The sequence below is a fragment of the Duganella sp. Dugasp56 genome (genome assembly GCF_047304105.1).
Taxonomy (GTDB): domain Bacteria; phylum Pseudomonadota; class Gammaproteobacteria; order Burkholderiales; family Burkholderiaceae_D; genus Rugamonas; species Rugamonas hordei.
In genome coordinates this window covers 1-17,174 of the sequence record NZ_JBGLYQ010000066.1, presented here as the reverse complement: position 1 = coordinate 17,174, position 17,174 = coordinate 1, and the positions used below count along the sequence as shown (strand labels likewise).

The 17,174-nt window shown below is 62.5% G+C and carries 18 protein-coding genes; 8 read left to right on the top strand and 10 right to left on the bottom strand.

Going from position 1 to position 17,174, the window contains the following annotated elements:
- The first annotated feature begins 109 nt into the window (after positions 1 to 109).
- Positions 110 to 334: a hypothetical protein gene (locus ACCD07_RS30155; protein WP_176653617.1), complete on the top strand. Its 225-nt coding sequence runs from the start codon at positions 110 to 112 to the stop codon at positions 332 to 334.
- 72 nt (positions 335 to 406) lie between these two features.
- Here ACCD07_RS30155 and ACCD07_RS30150 read toward each other — a convergent pair whose 3' ends face one another.
- Positions 407 to 1,480 (bottom strand): AI-2E family transporter, encoded by a 1,074-nt coding sequence (locus tag ACCD07_RS30150; RefSeq protein WP_413449457.1) that lies wholly within the window; start codon positions 1,478 to 1,480, stop codon positions 407 to 409.
- Positions 1,481 to 1,553: 73 nt separating this feature from the next.
- A complete protein-coding gene (locus tag ACCD07_RS30145) occupies positions 1,554 to 2,474 on the bottom strand; it encodes a LysR family transcriptional regulator (protein WP_413449456.1) in 921 nt (306 codons plus the stop codon).
- 99 nt (positions 2,475 to 2,573) lie between these two features.
- On the opposite strand from ACCD07_RS30145, the gene ACCD07_RS30140 reads away from it, so the two are divergent.
- Together ACCD07_RS30140 and ACCD07_RS30135 are read left to right on the top strand one after the other, a co-directional pair.
- The gene (locus ACCD07_RS30140; RefSeq protein ID WP_413449455.1) at positions 2,574 to 3,587 is read left to right on the top strand and encodes a zinc-binding alcohol dehydrogenase family protein; all 1,014 of its coding nucleotides are present in this window, start codon (positions 2,574 to 2,576) and stop codon (positions 3,585 to 3,587) included.
- 3 nt (positions 3,588 to 3,590) lie between these two features.
- Entirely contained in the window at positions 3,591 to 4,022 is a 432-nt protein-coding gene (locus ACCD07_RS30135) for a DUF6196 family protein (protein WP_176653613.1), read from the top strand.
- A 6-nt stretch (positions 4,023 to 4,028) separates the two neighbouring features.
- Here the strand turns inward: ACCD07_RS30135 and ACCD07_RS30130 are convergent, their stop codons facing one another.
- From ACCD07_RS30130 to ACCD07_RS30105, 6 genes are all read right to left on the bottom strand, one after another.
- Positions 4,029 to 4,553 carry a hypothetical protein gene (locus ACCD07_RS30130; protein WP_176653612.1) on the bottom strand — a complete coding sequence of 175 codons (525 nt, stop codon included), beginning with the start codon at positions 4,551 to 4,553 and terminating at the stop codon, positions 4,029 to 4,031.
- 84 nt (positions 4,554 to 4,637) lie between these two features.
- A complete protein-coding gene (gene alaC, locus ACCD07_RS30125) occupies positions 4,638 to 5,834 on the bottom strand; it encodes an alanine transaminase (RefSeq protein ID WP_413449454.1) in 1,197 nt (398 codons plus the stop codon).
- A gap of 103 nt (positions 5,835 to 5,937) precedes the next feature.
- The gene (locus ACCD07_RS30120) at positions 5,938 to 6,255 is read right to left on the bottom strand and encodes a hypothetical protein (protein WP_176653610.1); all 318 of its coding nucleotides are present in this window, start codon (positions 6,253 to 6,255) and stop codon (positions 5,938 to 5,940) included.
- Positions 6,256 to 6,355: 100 nt separating this feature from the next.
- Entirely contained in the window at positions 6,356 to 7,210 is an 855-nt protein-coding gene (locus ACCD07_RS30115; RefSeq protein WP_353404719.1) for an EamA family transporter, read from the bottom strand.
- Between the two features lies 1 nt (position 7,211).
- Positions 7,212 to 10,625 carry a DUF748 domain-containing protein gene (locus ACCD07_RS30110; RefSeq protein ID WP_413449453.1) on the bottom strand — a complete coding sequence of 1,138 codons (3,414 nt, stop codon included), beginning with the start codon at positions 10,623 to 10,625 and terminating at the stop codon, positions 7,212 to 7,214.
- A gap of 69 nt (positions 10,626 to 10,694) precedes the next feature.
- Positions 10,695 to 11,183 carry a hypothetical protein gene (locus ACCD07_RS30105; protein WP_413449452.1) on the bottom strand — a complete coding sequence of 163 codons (489 nt, stop codon included), beginning with the start codon at positions 11,181 to 11,183 and terminating at the stop codon, positions 10,695 to 10,697.
- 35 nt (positions 11,184 to 11,218) lie between these two features.
- Here ACCD07_RS30105 and ACCD07_RS30100 point away from each other — a divergent pair, with 35 nt between their 5' ends.
- Both ACCD07_RS30100 and ACCD07_RS30095 read left to right on the top strand, forming a co-directional pair.
- Positions 11,219 to 12,409 (top strand): serine hydrolase domain-containing protein, encoded by a 1,191-nt coding sequence (locus tag ACCD07_RS30100; RefSeq protein WP_413449451.1) that lies wholly within the window; start codon positions 11,219 to 11,221, stop codon positions 12,407 to 12,409.
- A 57-nt stretch (positions 12,410 to 12,466) separates the two neighbouring features.
- Positions 12,467 to 12,838 carry a hypothetical protein gene (locus ACCD07_RS30095; RefSeq protein WP_353404716.1) on the top strand — a complete coding sequence of 124 codons (372 nt, stop codon included), beginning with the start codon at positions 12,467 to 12,469 and terminating at the stop codon, positions 12,836 to 12,838.
- A gap of 5 nt (positions 12,839 to 12,843) precedes the next feature.
- On the opposite strand, the gene ACCD07_RS30090 is transcribed toward ACCD07_RS30095, so the two are convergent.
- Positions 12,844 to 13,626 (bottom strand): alpha/beta hydrolase, encoded by a 783-nt coding sequence (locus ACCD07_RS30090; protein WP_413449450.1) that lies wholly within the window; start codon positions 13,624 to 13,626, stop codon positions 12,844 to 12,846.
- A gap of 156 nt (positions 13,627 to 13,782) precedes the next feature.
- Here ACCD07_RS30090 and ACCD07_RS30085 point away from each other — a divergent pair, with 156 nt between their 5' ends.
- On the top strand, positions 13,783 to 14,421 hold the full coding sequence (locus tag ACCD07_RS30085) for a DsbA family protein (protein WP_413449449.1): 639 nt from the start codon (positions 13,783 to 13,785) through the stop codon (positions 14,419 to 14,421).
- A 42-nt stretch (positions 14,422 to 14,463) separates the two neighbouring features.
- On the opposite strand, the gene ACCD07_RS30080 is transcribed toward ACCD07_RS30085, so the two are convergent.
- Positions 14,464 to 15,930: a serine hydrolase domain-containing protein gene (locus ACCD07_RS30080; RefSeq protein WP_176653603.1), complete on the bottom strand. Its 1,467-nt coding sequence runs from the start codon at positions 15,928 to 15,930 to the stop codon at positions 14,464 to 14,466.
- Between the two features lie 167 nt (positions 15,931 to 16,097).
- Here ACCD07_RS30080 and ACCD07_RS30075 point away from each other — a divergent pair, with 167 nt between their 5' ends.
- Together ACCD07_RS30075 and ACCD07_RS30070 are read left to right on the top strand one after the other, a co-directional pair.
- Complete coding sequence (locus tag ACCD07_RS30075; RefSeq protein WP_353404712.1) at positions 16,098 to 16,445, top strand: GFA family protein; 348 nt, start codon at positions 16,098 to 16,100, stop codon at positions 16,443 to 16,445.
- A gap of 76 nt (positions 16,446 to 16,521) precedes the next feature.
- Entirely contained in the window at positions 16,522 to 17,001 is a 480-nt protein-coding gene (locus ACCD07_RS30070) for a DUF1203 domain-containing protein (protein WP_353404710.1), read from the top strand.
- The last annotated feature ends 173 nt before the right edge of the window (positions 17,002 to 17,174 follow it).

The following is a 17,174-nucleotide window of genomic DNA, read 5'->3' as shown; positions in this document are numbered from 1 at the left end:
AACCACGAAACAACGAATTTACTGTTTATTTACACAGTACCTGTTTATTCATACAGTAGTTATGCTATTCTGAACTCCTCGTTAAACGCTTCTCCCAAAAGGAAATGTCATGACAACAGTAAATAGCAGCTTCGCTTCCCGCTTCGGCATGGAATATATGCCTACCTCGTTCCTGGTGCGCATGGGCAAACGCGAAATGCTGGTGTGCCGCGACTTCCGCAAGCGTTACTACGCTGTGAACCCGATTATCGAGTGCGACACCGGCGTGCAGGCCGGCCATCTGGAGGTACTGCTGTGCCGCCGCTGGCTGCTGATCCTGTCGAAGGCGCACTAATGGTTGCCGGTGCCAGTTGCCCGATCCAGTCGCAAGACAGGCCGGCAGACGCTGCGACCTCGCTTGCGCTCCTCACCTGGGTTTGGCAACTGGCGAGCCGTCATCAAACAGATTCGCCTCGTACCAAAGCGTCACAAACAGAACCATCACGACCGGACCAATAAACAGTCCAACCAGGCCCAGGGTTTCCACCCCGCCGAGGATACCGAACAGTACGGCCAGGAACGGCAGCCGCGTGGCGTTGCCGATCATCCCTGGCCGTACAAAGTGATCTGCCACAAACAGCACGATGGTGCCCCATACCGCCACCGCGATCGCGGCCGGTACCGCGCCGTTGAAGGCCAGCATCGCGGCCGCGCTGACGAACGCCAGCGGCGCGCCAAATGGAATGATAGCCAGGATACCCGTCACCGCCGCCCACAGAGCGGGGGACGGGAGACCTGCAATCGCATAGCCGATGCCGATCAACACACCTTCCGCCAAGCCCACCAGCACCAGCCCGTTGACGGTGGCGCGGATCGCGGTCGGGATTTTTTCGGCGTAGCGCGCCCAGCGCTGCTCGCTGAAACAATGGCTGCCGATGGCGGTGATCTGGCGGTTCAGCGCTTCGCCATCCTTGTAGAAGAAGAACAGGCACAGGAAGGCCAGGCCGAAGTCGACCAGCCGGTGCATGAAGCCGACGCCGGCCACCTTGATCATGTCGCGCGCCGAATGCAGGCCGTTGATTTCGCGGTCGGACAGCAAATGCGCCAGGCCGTGCGGTTGGCTCAGCGTGGCTTGCCACCAGTCGCTGATCCAATCGCCGACCAGCGGCAAGTGCGCCACGAAAGCCGGCACCGGTATGCCGTCGGTATTGGCGGTGACCAGATAGTTGGCCAGCTCCGGCGCCTGCCGCGCCGCCTGCGTGACACCCAGCAGCACCGGCACGATAAAGACGGCGGCGCAGATCAAGGTCAGCACGGCGGCGGCCAGCACATCGTGGCGGCCGAAACGGGCGCGCATGCGCTGGTACAGCGGCCACGTCGCCACGCACAGGATGCCGGCCCAGATCAGCGGCAGGAAGAAACGGTGCATGACGAAGGCCGCCAGCGCTATCAAGGTCAGGGAGAATGCCGCACTGAGTAGGTCACGCTGGGTTTCGGTCATCGGAGTATCTCCTGGTAAATATTGGGGCTATGGTAAGCGCATTTCGCGCTGCCGCAAGCGGATTGCTTGCTTTTTAATTATTTTCTAAGCCTTCTCGAGCCTTCTCACACTGCGCCCGCAGGAAGTCGCGCAATTGCAGCACCGTCGGCGTGATGTGCGCGCGGTGCATGCACAGCATGTTCAGCGGCACCGGTTCGCCCAGTATGTCCGGCAGCAGGATGTGCAGCCGTCCGCTGCGGATGTCGTCGGCCAGGTCCAGCCGCGACTTGTAGGCGATGCCCAGTCCCGCCACCGCCCAGCGCCGCACCACGTCGGCATCGTCGGCGCTGCGGTTGCCGTTGACGTGGATCGTTGTCGGCTCGGCCGCGGCATCGCGATAAAAGCTCCAGCGGTCATGGATCACCTCGTCCAGCATGAAGCGCAGGCAGTTGTGGCGCAGCAGGTCTTTCAACTCGCTCACTTTGTCGTGCCGCTTGATGTACTCCGGCGACGCCACCAGCACGCGGCGGTTGTCCGGCGCCAGCGGCAAGGCGATCAGGCTGGAATCCTCCTGCCTGCCGTAGCGGATGGCGATATCGACCGGCTGCCGGTACAGGTCGGACACGCGGTCGCTGATGCTGAGCTGGAAACTGACTTGCGGATACTGCGCCTGGAACTGGTCGAGCCAGGCCACCATCATATTGCGGCCCAGGTCGGACGGCAGCGATATCTTCAACATCCCGCCCAGCGTCTGCTGGCCCTGGATCAGCGCGTCGTGGCCCTCCTTCAGCAAGCGCAGGGCCTCGCGCGCGTGGCGCAGGTAGTGCTCGCCCTCCTCCGTCAGCCGCAAGGAGCGCGTGGTGCGGGCGAACAAGCGCAACCCCAGCTCGCCCTCCAACCGCTTGACGGCGGCGCTGGCCAGTGCCGGCGATATCTCCAGCTCGCGCGCGGCGGCTGACAAGCTGCCCCGGTCGGCGGTACGCACAAAGACGTTCAAGTCATCTAGCCTCAGCAATTTTCGGCATTCCTTTGAAAGTGTTTCGGTGCGAGGCCTCTTTTTCTTCCCCGCGAATTAAATGATGATACTCCCATACCAACATTACCGGAGCCTTCCATGAAAGCCGTTGCCTACCGCAAGTCCCTCCCCATCACCGACGACGACGCGCTGATCGACATCGAACTGCCCGACCCGCAAGCCACGGGCCGCGACCTGCTGGTGGAAGTCAGGGCGATCTCGGTCAATCCGGTCGACGTCAAGATCCGCGCCAACATGGCGCCGGCCGACGGCGACGCCAAGGTCATCGGTTGGGATGCCGCCGGCGTGGTCAAGGCCGTCGGTCCCGACGTCACGCTGTTCAAGCCGGGCGATGAAGTCTGGTACGCCGGCGCGCTGATGCGGCCCGGCACCAACAGCGAATTGCACCTGGTGGACGAACGCATCGTCGGCCACAAGCCGAAGAAGCTGGACTTCGCCAAGGCCGCCGCCATGCCGCTGACCGCCATCACCGCATGGGAGCTGCTGTTCGAGCGCCTGGAAGTGGGCCGCGACAAGGGCGTGCAGGGCAAGTCACTGCTGGTGATCGGCGCGGCGGGCGGGGTCGGCTCCATCCTCGTGCAGCTGGCGCGCCAGCTGACCGGGCTGACCGTCATCGCCACCGCATCGCGTCCCGAGACCGTCGAGTGGGTCAAGGAACTGGGCGCGCATCACGTGATCGACCACGGCAAACCGCTGAACGAAGAGATCGCCCGCCTCGGCCTGCCGCCCGTCAGCTATGTCGCCAGCCTGAACCAGACCGACCACCACTGGAACGCGATAGCCGAGCTGGTCGCGCCGCAAGGCAAGGTCGCGCTGATCGACGATCCGGCCGCCATCGACGTGCGCCTGTTGAAGCGCAAAAGCGTTTCGCTGCATTGGGAGTTCATGTTCACGCGCTCGATGTTCGACACGGCGGACATCCAGAAGCAGCATCACCTGCTGAACGACATGGCGCAACTGGTGGACACCGGCGTCATCAAGACCACGCTGGCCGAGCGCTTCGGCAAGATCAACGCCGCCAACCTGAAGCGCGCGCACGCGCTGATCGAAAGCAACCGCGCCAAAGGCAAGATCGTGCTGGAGGGTTTTTAAGCCATGTACATCAGCCATGAGACCGCTCAACAAACCAGCGAACGCCTTCAAGGCGTGATCAGCGCTGCGGAGCTCAGCTTTCTTCCGGCACCCTATGCCTTTATGGAAACCAGCGTGGCCGATTTCCCGGTCGAGTTACTCGGCACCGCGCTGGCTTTCGTGCGCGACGAGCAGGTGTGGAGCGCGCTGGTTCCCGCCACCTCCCCGGATCAAGAACAATTCATGGTGTTTTCTTTCCACTTTACGCCCGGCCTGGACAATTCCGGCTTCGTCGGGTGGTTGGCGTCGCACCTGAAGACCGTGCTGGGGACGGGCGTGCTAGTGGTGTGCGGCCAGAACGCGCAGCGTGGAGGCATCTTCGACTATTGGGGCGTGCCGCTTGCGATGGCGAGCCAGACAAGAGCTGAACTCGACCGGCTTCGACGTCTACGCTGATCGCTGCTACGCGCCGTGCCGCGTGGCGGCCGCCGCACGCTCGCGCAGCTGCTCCGTCCGCAGGAAGGCCAGCACGGCGTCGTCATGCGCGCTCAACGCCTGCTGCATGCCGCTGGCCGAGGCGCAGGAAGTTTCCAGTATCCGCAGGAAGTCAGCCTGGCGCCGCTTCAACGCGGCGGACTGGTAACCGAGCTGCTCGAACATGCGGCCGATATCGATGCAGTAGCTGCGCAACTCCCACATCGTTTTCTTGGTGACTTCGATATCGTCGCGCATGCTGAGATCGATGTCGATGAACTCGCCATGGTCCGAAAGATTGCGTATCGCCGGCAACCATTGCTCGAACTTGCCGGCGATGCGTTTGATGCGGACGATTTTCTGGTCCAGCATGCGGCAGTAGTGCCAGCACAGCCAGCACACCGGCAGGCGCGCCAGGAAGCGCGGCAGGCCCGCGGTGCGCAAGGTGGTTTCGAGTTTGCGGACGGCCTCGAGCAAACGGCGCGTGCTGTCGCTGGCGGGCGGAGAAGACATGATGTGCACTCCCGAGAGAATTCAGGAACACAGTAGCCGCCGCATCAAGCATGCCACTTGATGCGGCGTAAAGTCGCGGCAGATTTATCCGGCTTTGCGCAGCATCGCCTTGATGCCGCGAAGTCCCTGGCGGATGCGGGCTTCGTTTTCGATCAGCGCGAAGCGCACGTACTCATCGCCGTACTCGCCAAAGCCGATGCCGGGCGACACGCACACCTTGGCCTCGGCCAGCAGCAGCTTGGAAAATTCAAGCGAGCCCAGATGGCGATACGCCTCCGGTATGCGCGCCCAGATGTACATCGACGCCTTCGGCTTGTCGACCGGCCAGCCTGCTTCGCACAAGCCCTTGTGCAGCACGTCGCGGCGGCTCTGGTAGACCTGCACGATCTCGCTGACGCAGCTCTGGTCGCCTTCCAGCGCGGCGATCGCCGCCACCTGCACCGGCGTGAAGCTGCCGTAGTCGTGATAGCTCTTGATGCGCGCCAGCGCCGCCACCAGCTCCTTGTTGCCGACCATGAAGCCGATGCGCCAGCCGGCCATGTTGTAGCTCTTCGACATGGTGAAGAATTCCACCGCGACATCGCGCGCGCCTTCCACCTGCATGATCGACGGCGCTTTCCAGCCGTCGAAGGTGATGTCGGCGTAGGCCAGGTCATGCACCACCAGGATGTTGTGCTGGCGCGCCAGCGCCACCACGCGTTCGAAGAATTCCAGTTCCACGCATTGCGCGGTCGGGTTCGACGGGAAGCCCAGGATCATCATCTTCGGCTTCGGATAGCTCTCGCGCACCGCACGCTCCAGCTCGTCGAAGAAATCCACGCCGGGCGTCATGCGCACCGAGCGGATATTGGCGCCGGCGATCACCGCGCCCCAGATGTGGATCGGATAGCTGGGGTTCGGCACCAGCACGGTATCGCCCTGGTCCAGCGTGGCCAGCATCAGGTGCGCCAGGCCTTCCTTGGAGCCGATGGTGACGATGGCCTCCGAGTCCGGATCGAACTCGACTTCGTAGCGGTTCTTGTACCACTTGGTGATCGCGCGGCGCAAGCGGGGAATGCCCTTGGAGGCCGAGTAGCCGTGCGTATCAGGACGCTTGACGGTATCGACCAGCTTGTCGACGATGTGCGACGGCGTGGCGCCATCGGGATTGCCCATCGACATATCGATGATGTCTTCGCCGCGACGGCGCGCCGCCAGCTTGAGCTCGGCGGTGACATTGAAAACGTAGGGAGGCAGGCGATCGATGCGCGAAAAGCTGCGCGGAGTTTGGGTGTCAGTCATGGATGTCTCACGTAAGCGCCCGGAACCGTCCGAGCGACGTCGATGCAATGTTGCATCGGGATCCATACTAGCCGAAGAGTTCAGCTTTTTGCAATACCCTTTTTTATACGCTGGCTTCCTTTTCCTGTTCGCTGAACCACTCGAACAGGATCAGGCCGACGATGGAGGCGATCGGCAGGAAGCACAGCGCCACGATCACCCACAAGACTGCCGAACGGCCGAGGCGCTTGGCGGCCATGCCGATGAAGATCAGGTGCAGCACCAGGCTGACCGCGATGCCGAGGCCGGCGATGATCACCAGCGGCACCGAGTCCTTGATGTATGTATTCAGCGGCGGCAGGAAGGCCGCGACGCAGATCACCCACACCACCAGCGTGACGGCGGCGGCTGCGATCGGTTGTTGGGCGCGTGCTACTTGCATGGGTTCTCCTCCAGTAGGCAAGCATGCTGCCATGAACTGATCACAAATGCAACATGGGGCTATCTGGATGGGGGAAGCTGGATGACGATGGGAGCCGGATTCAGCGCAACGAGGTCAGCGCGGAGGCCACCACGATGCTGGCGATGGCCAGCCATTGCGTCGGCGTCAGGTGTTCGCCCAGCACCGCCATGCCGGCCAGTGCGCTCAGCGCCGGCGCACCGCTGCTGAACATGCTGAAGGTGCGCGACGACAGCGTGCGCATCGACAGCATCTCCAGCGTGTACGGCAAGGCGCTCGACATCACCGCGATCGCCAGTCCGATCAGCATGTACATCGGCGTCAACAATAACGAACCCGCATACCAGGCGCCGACCGGCACGATGAACAGCGACGCCGCCAGCATCGCCCACGCGACCGACTGCCCGCCATGCATAGCCGATACCCGCTTGCCGTAGACGATGTACAAGGCCCAGCACACCGCTGCGCCGGCCGCGTACGCCACGCCCACCGGATTGAGCTGGTCGACATGGCCGTGGATCGGCAGCAGGAAATACAGGCCAACGACCGCCAGGCACACCGCCGCGAAATCGCGCGGGCGGCGCGACGACAGCACCGCCACAGTCAGCGGTCCAGCCACCTCGATCGCCACCGCGACACCCAGCGGTATCAAGCTGAAGGAGCGGTAGATCAGCAGGTTCATCAGGCCGATGACGCTGCCGTAGATCGCCACGTTGACGCCCTGCCGCCACGTCAGCGGCGTGCGCCACGGACGGAAGATCAGCAGCATCAGCACCGCCGCGATGCCGACGCGATACGCCACCACGCCTTCGACGCCGATCAGCGGGAACAGGTGCTTGGCAATCGCCGCGCCGAGGTTCAGCGACAGCTGGCTGGCCAGCAGCGCAAACCCGGCCAGCAGCGCGCTGCCGCCGGCATGTTTTTTCTCTTCGATCATCTTATTTTGCCGACAGTCCCAGCTTGAGCGCGACCGGCTTGCCGGCGCCTGCGTCGGTCTTTTCCGGTGCGGTGGCGTGGGCGGCGGCGGAGTCGACACCCTCCTCCTTCAACGCGGCCAGGATCGCGGCGGCGCGCCGGGAGCCCAGCTGAGGCAAGGCGTCCGCCGGCAGCGGCTGGTTTTGCTCCAGGCGTTCCTGCAGCTTGCCGTAGAAGGCGCTGGCGTCCGCCACCTGCGGTTCGCCCTGCACCATCTTGCCCAGGCGCTGCAGCACCGGCAGCTTCTGCTGCGCGCCCGCATCGGCGGCGCCGGCGCCGGCGCTTTCAGCTACCTTCTTCTGCTTGTCCAACTCGGCGGCGCCGAAGCGCTCGGCGTACAGGTCGCGCAAGGCGCCGCGCACCTTGCGCTGGCCGATGTCCAGCGGACCTGGCTGCTCGCCCGGCGCCAGCTTGATCTCGGCACGCGTGACGATGGCGCGGCGCACGGCCTGCTCGCGCAAGGCGGCGCCATCGGCGGCCTCGCTGTACTGGCAGGGCACCGACAGTTTCAGCTGGCTTTTCTTCGCCAGGATCTGCGCCACTTGCTTGAGCTTTTCACGCTCCGGCGGCAGCACGGTGTCGCTGCCTGCGTCGAAGTCGATCGATTCCAGCTTGTCGCCGCTGACGCCGAACAGATTGCCCAGCGCGCGGAAGGGCGAGGTGACGATCTTGCTCATGATGTTGCCGATCGCCTTCCACACCACGGAGCCGTAGCTGAATTGTGGATCGTTCATATTGCCCGACACGGGCACACCAAGGTCGATGCGGCCGTTGCTGTCCTTCAGGATCGCCAGCGCCAATTCCAGCGGAAGCTTGAGCGCGTCCGGGCTGTCGATGCGCTCGCCCAAGGTCAGGTTGTCGAGCACGATCTGGTTGTTGCCTTCCAGCTGACTGTTGCGCACCTTGTATTGCAGGTCCAGCGAGATCTTGCCCTGCGCGATCTTGTAGCCGGCGAACTTCATGCTGTAGGGCGAGGCCGACACCATGTCGACGTTCTTGAAGACGACGTTGACGTCGGTGTTGTCGGCAGGGACGAACGGGTTCAACTGGCCGCGTATCCGGGCCAGGCCGAACTCGTCGACCCGTCCGTCCAGTTCGATCTGGCTGCGCGCATCGCGCTTGGATGACAGGCCGGTGATCACGCCGCCCAGCTCATAAATCTTGGCGCTGAACTGGGGACGCAAGCTGAGATCGGTGAAGTCCAGCTTGGCGTTCTGGAAGCGCAGGCGGCGCACGCGCACCGGGAACGGTTCGCTGCTTGCCGCGGCGGCCGGCGTGGTCTCCGGCGCCGGCGCCGCGCCCTCCTGCTTCACCAGCAGGCGCGAGGCGTTGAAGCTGCGGTCGTTCTCGATGATCAGCGTCGCATCCGGTTCCACCACGCGCAGCTCGGCGACATCCAGCAGATCCGGCGCCAGGCTGAACGCCAGCTTGTCGGCACGCACCAGTTTCCAGTGCGCGAAGCGGTCGTTGTCTTCCTCGTTCAGCGTCAGGCTGGCGACTTCGAGCGAGCCGTCGTAGCGCATCTTCGGATCGGCCTTGCCGCCGGCGCCCGTATGCAGGCGCCCCTCGCCGGAAATGTTGCCGTCGGCGATCTTCAGCTTCAGGTATTTGGACAGCAAAGGCTGCACCGGCGCGATCGCCAGCTTGCTCAGCTTCAGGTCGGTATCGACGGCGCCGGTGGCTGGCACGAGCTTGCCTTTGGCGGTCAGCTGCCCGCCTTCGCGCAGACCCACATTGCCATGGAACGCCAGCGGCTTTTTCAAGTCGGTGCCGGCATCGGTCAGCGTCAGGTTGAAGTCTTGCAGGTTGGCCTTGATGCCGCTGCTGGCATCGTCATAGCGAGCGCCGAATTTGGTCAGCTCGACGCTCTTGATGCTGGCCGCCCACGGCGCTTCGGCCTTGGCGGGCGCCGGCGCCGGTGCAGCCGCCTTCGCGGATGAAGCCGCGCCCGAACCCGGCAAGCGGCTCAGGAAGATGAACTGTCCTTTCTTGTCGCGCGACAGGTCGAGCTGGCCGCCGTCGGCGTACCAGCGCCCGAACGTGGCGCGATGTCCGGCCAGGTCGATCGCGCCGTCGTCAAAGCCCAGCTGCGTCAGCTTGAACGGCGTCATAGAGCCGCTGGTCAGCGCCAGGTTGTCGACCGAGAACGCCGCATCGGCGATGTTCAGCTTGAGACCGTCGGCGGCGATTTCCGTTTGCAGCTGCAGGCGCAGCTTCAACTTGTCGGCATTGAATTTCAGCGCCGGGCTGACGGTTTCGTCGATACCGGCCAGCGCGATGTCGTCAAACGCGATCTGCTTGAGCTGCACCTTCCAGCCCGGCGACGGCGCCGGCTTGGCCGCCGTTGGCGCTGCCGCTGGTGCTGGCGCTGGCTTCGCCGGCACCATCAAGCCCTCCACATCCAGTTCGCCCTTGGCATCGCGGCGCAAGGCCAGTGCGCCGCCATTCACATGCAGGCCGCCGACGACTACGCTGCGCTTCAGCAGATCCACGCCGACGTCGCTGACATCGAACAGCTTCAGCTTCACGAACGCCTCGGCGGCGCCGTCGCGCCTGATCACCAGGTCGTTCAGCGCCAGGCCGGCGCCGGCCAGGCCCGCATCCAGCTTGCCGTCCTTGTAGGAAAACTTGTACGGCAGCTTGGCCGACAAGCGGCCATCCGCCACCACCACCCGCATGAACGATTTCAGATAAGTCGACACGCCCGGCAAGGCTACATTCTCCAGCGACAGCAAACCGCTGCCGCCGATAGGATTCAGCGCGGCCGTGCCTTTCCAGCGCAGCTTGCCGCCCAGTCCGGCATCGGCGCTCAGCGTGTAGTCGCCGTTTTCGTCCGGCAGCGTGCTCAGGTTGTTGAGCGCGAAGGCGATCGGCGCGTAGGTGTCGCTGTAGCCGGCGTGGCGGTCGTGCATGTCGACCTTGCCCTGCTCCAGCGCGAAATGCTCGACGATCAGGCGCGGCATGCCGGAGTCGTTGTCGTCTTTCTTGCGTTTTTCCAGCGTCGCCATGAACTCGGCGATGTTGAACTTGCCGTCCGGGGCGATGGCCAGCTGCACGGTCGGCGCGACCACGCGGATGTCGGCAAAGCTCCACGCGCGGCGCAGCACGGAGCGCCACTGCATCTCCACCTCCAGCCCGCCGACGCCGAACAGCGGCGCGCCGTTGGCCTCGGTCAGATGGAAGTCGCGGGCGACGAAGCGCAAGGTGAAAGGATTGAAGCTGACTTCACCGATGGTAGCCTTGCGCTCGAGTTCAGTCTCGACAAACTTTGGAAGCTGGCTCTTGATCACCTGCGGCAGCAACCATCCGCCCGCCAGCGCATACACGCCCACGGCGCCCGCCACGCCTATGCCCCACCGCTTCCATCGTTTGTTCATTGCCCGCAAAACTTTTCCCCTGAAGATTTAATATTCCACAGGCAACAGTATAGCAAGCCCTTGCAGAGCTCAATTGAAGAGTGAGCAGTACTGCGTGTTGCTTTCGATATTCTGGCCCGGCGTACCGTCGGCGGCGATCACCTTGATCCAGCCGTCCGGCTTGGATGGCTTCGGCTTCTTGCCGCAATTGGTGTGCACCCAATGGATGCCGACGCCGCCATGCGTGTACAGCTGGCCGCAGGCTTCGACCCGGTCGTTGACGCGGATGCCGCTCAGCGAGCCCGGCACGGTCTTCTGGTTCGGCTCGAAGCCGCTGGCAAAGACGTTGTCGATGGCGACGTCGTATTCCTTGCCATCCTGGTCGGCTTTCATGCGAATATGCGTGTGCGACAGCTCCACGCCCTTGCGGAACTGCCCGTGCGAGAACTTCGGCGCCTTGACCACCGTGCCGGTACGATAGACGCCGGCGGCGGCGCTGCACATCGCCGCTTCATCGGCGTGGGCGACCTGCGCGGCGAACGCGGCCATCAGCAAACAACTGAGTAAAATCTGTTTCATGCAAGCTCCTTAACTGTTCGGTTCAATCATCTTACATGATCTCTATTTTTCGCTCCGTGACCTTGGCCGCGCTGCTGGTGGGCTGCACCGCCGCTCCTCAACGCGGTCCGACCGTCGATGCCGAAATACTGCGTCTGATGACGGCGGCCAAAGTGCCCGGCCTGGCGCTGGCGGTCATCGACCACGGCCAGGTGGTCTACAGCCAGGCCTACGGTTACGCCGACGTGGCGGCCGCAAAGCCGCTGCGCACGGACACCATCATGTATGGCGCCTCGCTGACCAAGGCCGCCTTCGCCTACATGGTGATGCAGCTGGTCGATGAAAACGTGCTGTCGCTCGATGCGGCGCTGCCGGCGCTGCTGAAAAAGCCGCTGCCCGACTATCCCGCGTTTGCCGACCTGAAGGACGATCCGCGCTGGCAACAGCTGACGCCGCGCATGCTGTTGTCCCACACCAGCGGCCTGCTGAACTGGCGCTTCATCAACGACAACGGCAAGCTCGATTTCAAATACCCGCCCGGCAGCCGCTACGTGTATTCGGGCGAAGGCTTGCAGATCCTGCAGCTGGTAGTCGAGGAGCGTACCGGCACGCCGCTGCAAACCCTGATGCGGCAGCGCGTGTTCGAGCGCTTCGGCATGCGCGACACCAGCATGATATGGCGCAACGACTTCGCCGGCCGCGAGACCACGCACTACGGCCGCGACGGCACGGTCATCGCGCACAAGCGCCGCAGCGGCGCCCGCGCCGCCGGATCGATGGACACCACGCTCAACGACTACGCCAGATTCATGGCCGGCGTACTGCGCGGCGACGGCTTGTCGGCCAAGGCACGCGCTGAAATGCTGTCGCCGCAATTGGCGATCGTCTCGCCGCAGCAGTTCCCGTCGCACTGGCCGGGCGAGACTACGGCCAACCGCGGCATAGCACTGTCGATAGGATTGGGCTGGCCGCTGTACAACTCGCCGCTGGGGCCGGCGTTCTTCAAGGAAGGCAACGACGACGGCACCAATAACTTCGCGCTCGGCTTCGTCCGGCCGCAGAGCGGCATCGTCATGCTGAGCAACAGCTCCAACGCAGAACGCATGTTCTTCCCGGCGGTTGAACATGTGTTCGGCAAGACTTGCCTGCCGTGGTTCTGGATGAGCTACATTCCCTACGACCGGCCCGAACTGGCGAGGCCGGGAGCACGCGAACATCCGGTCGTCAGCGCGGGCTGCGAAGGCTAAGGTTCCCCGGGAATCTGCCGTTAATTACAGGTATATTCCCAGCAGGAACTTTTCATCATGAGCGCCACCACCACGGCCATTCCCGCCTACCGGCCATCGGCATCAACCGAAACCACCACGGTGCGTTCGGCCATCATCAAGCAGATAGCGGTGCTGCAGAAACAGGAGGCCAAGCTGGGCGAGGAGCTGGCCAAGCTGACCGGCAACCTGAGCACCGGCCAGATCCAGCAAAAGATCGCGCTGATGCAGCAGATCCAATCGATCGAAGACCAGATCAGCGCGCTGCAAACCGCGCTGCTGCAAAAGGAAGCCGATCGCCAGGTCACCGTGACCAGCGCAAGCAACAAAGCGCCGGCGAAAGAAAGCGCCGCAGCCGAACCGCAGAAAGAGACCGACACCATCGGCACCGTGATCGACACCGTCGCCTGACGCGCTCAGTTCACCGGATTTTTCATCCAGTCCGCCATCAGGTCCACCACCTCTTTTTCCTGGCCGATGAAGCCGTGGTAGTGCATGGCTTCGCAAGGGTCGCCGCTCGGATTGACGCCACCGGTGACCATCACCAGTTTCTTGACGGACGCGTTTTTCAAACCCTTCATGATCCAGTCCACTTCGTGCGGCTGGGTAATCACACAGGCATCGCTGGCGTGGTGCACCACCAGCACAGGCAGCTTGAGCGCCGCCAGGTTCTGCGTCGGCACCGCGCCCTGCTTCTTGAACGCGACCACGCTGGAAGTCAGCACCAGGCCGGCGATGCCCGCATCCTGCGTACTGCCGATCGCCACATAGGTGGCCGAGATGGTGCCGCGGCTGGTGCCCACCAGCCAGACCGGCGCCGGACTCTTGCTGCGTACAAAATCCAGCGCGGCGCGCACATCGGCAAGATGTTTTTCGTTGACGCGGTCGCTGTAATCCAGCGCCGGCGTATCACTGGGCAGGCCGAAGATGGCGACGTTAAAGCCGTCCGCCAGGAACAGCGCCACGCTGCGCGCGAGGAAGTTGCGGCTAGTGGGCTTGCCGTCGACCACTTTGCCGTAGCCGCCATTGCCGCCGGTGAACAGGAACACGGTGGCCTTGGCACCCTCCTGCGCTTCCCAGTAGACGCTGGTTTCAACGCCCGGACGGGTTTGCACCTTGAAAGTCTGCCCTTCCGCCTGCACCGCAACGCTGCAGACCGCCAGCACGCATCCCACCACCGAACGGACCCAAGCCATCATCGCGCCTCCGAGAAAAATTGTAAAAATAACACATCAATTAATTACATGGTGTATCTATTAATTTTCCGTTTAGTGGATTTATCAACCTATGCGACATAAGTATAGTGTTTTATCGCTGGCGATTTGGCGCCAGCTCAACGATGAAAGATGAGAACGATGAAACTGATCTATGTTGCCGACCCCATGTGCTCCTGGTGCTACGGCTTTGGCAAGGAAATGACGGCGCTGATGGCGGCGCATCCGGAACTGCCGCTGGAAATCATCGTCGGCGGCGTGCGCGCCGGCGCGACCGATGTGCTCGACAACGCGGGCAAGCAGTTCCGTCTCGGCCACTGGGAGCGGGTGGAACAGAACAGCGGCCTGCCGTTCAACCGTGTAGCCTTCCTCGCGCTGGAGAACTTCGTCTACGATACGGAGCCGATCTGCCGTGCCGTCGTCACGGCGCGCCGGCTCGCGCCCGAGGCGGATTTGCTGGCCGTGTTCCGCGCGCTGCAGCGGGCTTTTTATGTCGACGGACGCGACACCACGGACGGCAGTGTGCTGGCCAGCGCCGGCGCCGCCGCGCTGACGACGGCAGGACATGCGGTGCAGGATGAGCAGTTCTATAGCGAATGGAATTCCGCCGAAGTAGTGGCCGAGACCGCTGCCGATTTTGCCAGGGCACGGGCCTTGGGTGTACGCAGTTTCCCGGCGCTGCTGCTGGAAACGGACAAGGGAATCTTCCCGGTCAGTCCGGGATATGCCCCTTACCGCGACGTCGAACAGCAGTTGGCCACACTGCTGACCCAGCATTGACCGGCGCTGGCACGGGGGCCTCCGTCCCTGCATGGCTGAAACCTATTGCGGTTTTTCTGGATTAAGCGCTCGCAAGCGCTCGGTAGCATGGCTATTCTGGGCATTGAGTGCCAGCGAACGATTGTAGTTCTGTACGGCCAAGTCATGCTCGCTCGCGGCCTCATATGCCTCGCCCAGACTATCGTACACATTGAAACTGTCCGGATACAGCCGTGTTGCCAGGCGCAGCACCGCTATCGCTTGCGCCTTCTTCCCCACGCTCAGCAAGCCATAACCCCAACTGTTCAAGTCATCTTCCGACGGCTGGGCGATGCCCAGCTGCTTTTTGAGCTGCGCCAGTGTTTCGTCCAGATTTTCAAACCCGCTCTTTTGCGTCTGTTCGCGCAAGCGATAGGCGGCATAGCCGCCACTGACACTTCTCAATCCGGGTAAAAAATAGCTGGCGACGATATCGATCATTTGCTCAGGTGCGGCGCCGGCAAGGTTGGTCAGTATGACGACCGCCAGATCATTTTCCGGATAAACATAGAACGCGGACCGCATGCCGCCGATGCCGGCTCTCGCGCGATACGCGTTGTCGCGGATAGCGGGCCAACCCAAGGACCATGGGCCGGCCTTGCCGTCGTTGAAGTGGCCGCGCTGCCACATCTGCGTCAAGCCCGCAGACGACACCAGCGTACCTTTTTGAAGCGCAATAATCCATCGGGCCAGGTCTTCCGCCGTGCTGTTGATCCCGGCCCCGGTCCTCAAAAATGCGGGAAACTCGTCGGCCACCTGCTTCAGCGTCTTGCCGTCCGCATCGAATCTGTACGACGGCGCCTTGTCCGGAATAACGTCAAACATGTCGCCGAATCCGGTTTGCCGCATGCCCACCGCATCGAATTGCCGGGTCTGTATGAACCGCGTGAAGGGCTGGCCGCTCAGTTGATCGATGATTTTGCCGAGCAGCAGATAATTGGTCTGGTTGTAGCTATACCGTTCTCCAGGCGCGAAATCCATCGGCATGGTCTGCACCTGCCGCCATGCCGCGTCCGGACCGCCGCCAGTTGCCAGCCGCGAAGTCTGCTGGCTGATGATGTCGGGAAGGCCCGACGTATGATTCAGCAATTGGGTGATCGTCACCGCCTGCCAAGGCACCGGCAAGTCGCTGAGATACCGCGACACCGGCGCCGCCAGGTCCAGCTTCCCTTGCTCCACCAATTGCATGATCGCGACACCGGTAAAGGATTTAGTCGCGGAGTTGATGGAGAAAACACTGCGCGAGGTCACCGGTATGGAATGAGGCAATTCCGCCAAGCCGAAAGACTTCAGCATGACGATCTTGCCGCCTTTAACCACGGCAAGCTGCAAGCCCGGTATGCGCCGCTCGCGCATTTGTCCTTGCAGGTAGCGGCTGACTTGATCCTCTAGCGACTGCCCCGTCTCGGCAGCTCCGGCGGCGGCGGCCCCTCCCAGCGATGCGATAACGAAAACCGCAACACTCAAGAAGCCTTGTATCATTCTTTTCATGGAAATCCTCTTTCGCCTATGACATTTTTGTCAGCGTCGACGCGAGTGTAAATTAAGTAGAACAAAATATCTACTTAAACATCGAACAGCAGTTGAGCGGATGCTTTCTTCGCTAAGACTGCCGTTTCGTTATCGCCGGTCTCGATCGTTTTCTTCAGGAGAGTGATATGAAATACCAGGGAAGCTGCCACTGCGGTAATGTGAAGTTCGAGGCCGAAGGCGAGATCGCTTCGGCTATGTCGTGCAACTGCTCGATGTGCCAGCGCAAGGGTTCGCTGATGTGGTTCATTCCGCGCGACGCCATGCATTTGCTGACGCCGGAGGAAAACGCCAGCACCTACCTGTTCAACAAGCACCTGATCAAGCACCGCTTCTGCCCGGTCTGCGGCACGGCGCCGTACAGCGAAGGCACAGCGCCGAACGGCGACGCCATGGCCGCGATCAATATTCGCTGCATCGATGGTATCGACCTGGAGGCCATCCCGGTCCACCACTACGACGGCCGCTCGCTGTAAATAGAAAGCAAAAAACGGGAAGCCTTCGTCGGGTGGTCCTCTGATAATCGGTCATCGATTATCAGAGGACAAACACATGAGCAGCATCGCCTACACCGTTCAACCGTTATCGGCGGAATTCTCGTCGCGCGTCCGCAAGCAGGGCTTGGACGATCAGCAGCAAGCTGTGGAATACCATATCGCACAAGGAGGAGAGCCCTGCCGCGACGTGCTGCGCCGGGCCATGCCAGGTGAACGCCTGATATTGGTCAGCCACAGCCCCTTCCACCGCGCCGGTCCGTATCGCGAATATGGGCCTGTGTTCATGCTGGCGGACTCCGAAGCGCCGCCGGTGTTGACGGCGTTGCCCATCACGGGAGAGATGCCCTATCTCGGCCAACAGTTTGTGTTGCGCGCCTACTCGGTGGACGAACGCATCGTCGATGCCGCTGTGGTTACGGCAACGGATGCCGAAGCACAGCTGCAGGTTTTTCTGGCGCGGGAAGATGTGAGTGCAGTCTTCGTACGCTTTGCTGCCTACGGATGTTATGCCTGCCGTGTAGTCAGGGACAATTGATCGGCTAGCGGCCGACCGGGACGGACTTTCGCGCCGATAGCTAATATTTGAAGATTACCCGCGTGACAGGTCTATGGCAAATACGCGTACTGCAAGTGCTGACACTGGGCGATAAGGTGTGGTTCTTGGCTTATCTGCGGAACGTAAAAATGGTAAGGAACGCGCGCCTTCGG

What these genes read in the sequence shown, in the direction of transcription:
- ACCD07_RS30155 (WP_176653617.1), top strand. Translation starts at nt 110, where the DNA reads ATGACAACAGTAAATAGCAGCTTCGCTTCCCGCTTCGGCATGGAATAT.
- ACCD07_RS30150 (WP_413449457.1), bottom strand. Translation starts at nt 1,480, where the DNA reads ATGACCGAAACCCAGCGTGACCTACTCAGTGCGGCATTCTCCCTGACC.
- ACCD07_RS30140 (WP_413449455.1), top strand. Translation starts at nt 2,574, where the DNA reads ATGAAAGCCGTTGCCTACCGCAAGTCCCTCCCCATCACCGACGACGAC.
- ACCD07_RS30135 (WP_176653613.1), top strand. Translation starts at nt 3,591, where the DNA reads ATGTACATCAGCCATGAGACCGCTCAACAAACCAGCGAACGCCTTCAA.
- ACCD07_RS30130 (WP_176653612.1), bottom strand. Translation starts at nt 4,553, where the DNA reads ATGTCTTCTCCGCCCGCCAGCGACAGCACGCGCCGTTTGCTCGAGGCC.
- alaC (WP_413449454.1), bottom strand. Translation starts at nt 5,834, where the DNA reads ATGACTGACACCCAAACTCCGCGCAGCTTTTCGCGCATCGATCGCCTG.
- ACCD07_RS30120 (WP_176653610.1), bottom strand. Translation starts at nt 6,255, where the DNA reads ATGCAAGTAGCACGCGCCCAACAACCGATCGCAGCCGCCGCCGTCACG.
- ACCD07_RS30115 (WP_353404719.1), bottom strand. Translation starts at nt 7,210, where the DNA reads ATGATCGAAGAGAAAAAACATGCCGGCGGCAGCGCGCTGCTGGCCGGG.
- ACCD07_RS30110 (WP_413449453.1), bottom strand. Translation starts at nt 10,625, where the DNA reads ATGAACAAACGATGGAAGCGGTGGGGCATAGGCGTGGCGGGCGCCGTG.
- ACCD07_RS30105 (WP_413449452.1), bottom strand. Translation starts at nt 11,183, where the DNA reads ATGAAACAGATTTTACTCAGTTGTTTGCTGATGGCCGCGTTCGCCGCG.
- ACCD07_RS30100 (WP_413449451.1), top strand. Translation starts at nt 11,219, where the DNA reads ATGATCTCTATTTTTCGCTCCGTGACCTTGGCCGCGCTGCTGGTGGGC.
- ACCD07_RS30095 (WP_353404716.1), top strand. Translation starts at nt 12,467, where the DNA reads ATGAGCGCCACCACCACGGCCATTCCCGCCTACCGGCCATCGGCATCA.
- ACCD07_RS30090 (WP_413449450.1), bottom strand. Translation starts at nt 13,626, where the DNA reads ATGATGGCTTGGGTCCGTTCGGTGGTGGGATGCGTGCTGGCGGTCTGC.
- ACCD07_RS30085 (WP_413449449.1), top strand. Translation starts at nt 13,783, where the DNA reads ATGAAACTGATCTATGTTGCCGACCCCATGTGCTCCTGGTGCTACGGC.
- ACCD07_RS30080 (WP_176653603.1), bottom strand. Translation starts at nt 15,930, where the DNA reads ATGAAAAGAATGATACAAGGCTTCTTGAGTGTTGCGGTTTTCGTTATC.
- ACCD07_RS30075 (WP_353404712.1), top strand. Translation starts at nt 16,098, where the DNA reads ATGAAATACCAGGGAAGCTGCCACTGCGGTAATGTGAAGTTCGAGGCC.
- ACCD07_RS30070 (WP_353404710.1), top strand. Translation starts at nt 16,522, where the DNA reads ATGAGCAGCATCGCCTACACCGTTCAACCGTTATCGGCGGAATTCTCG.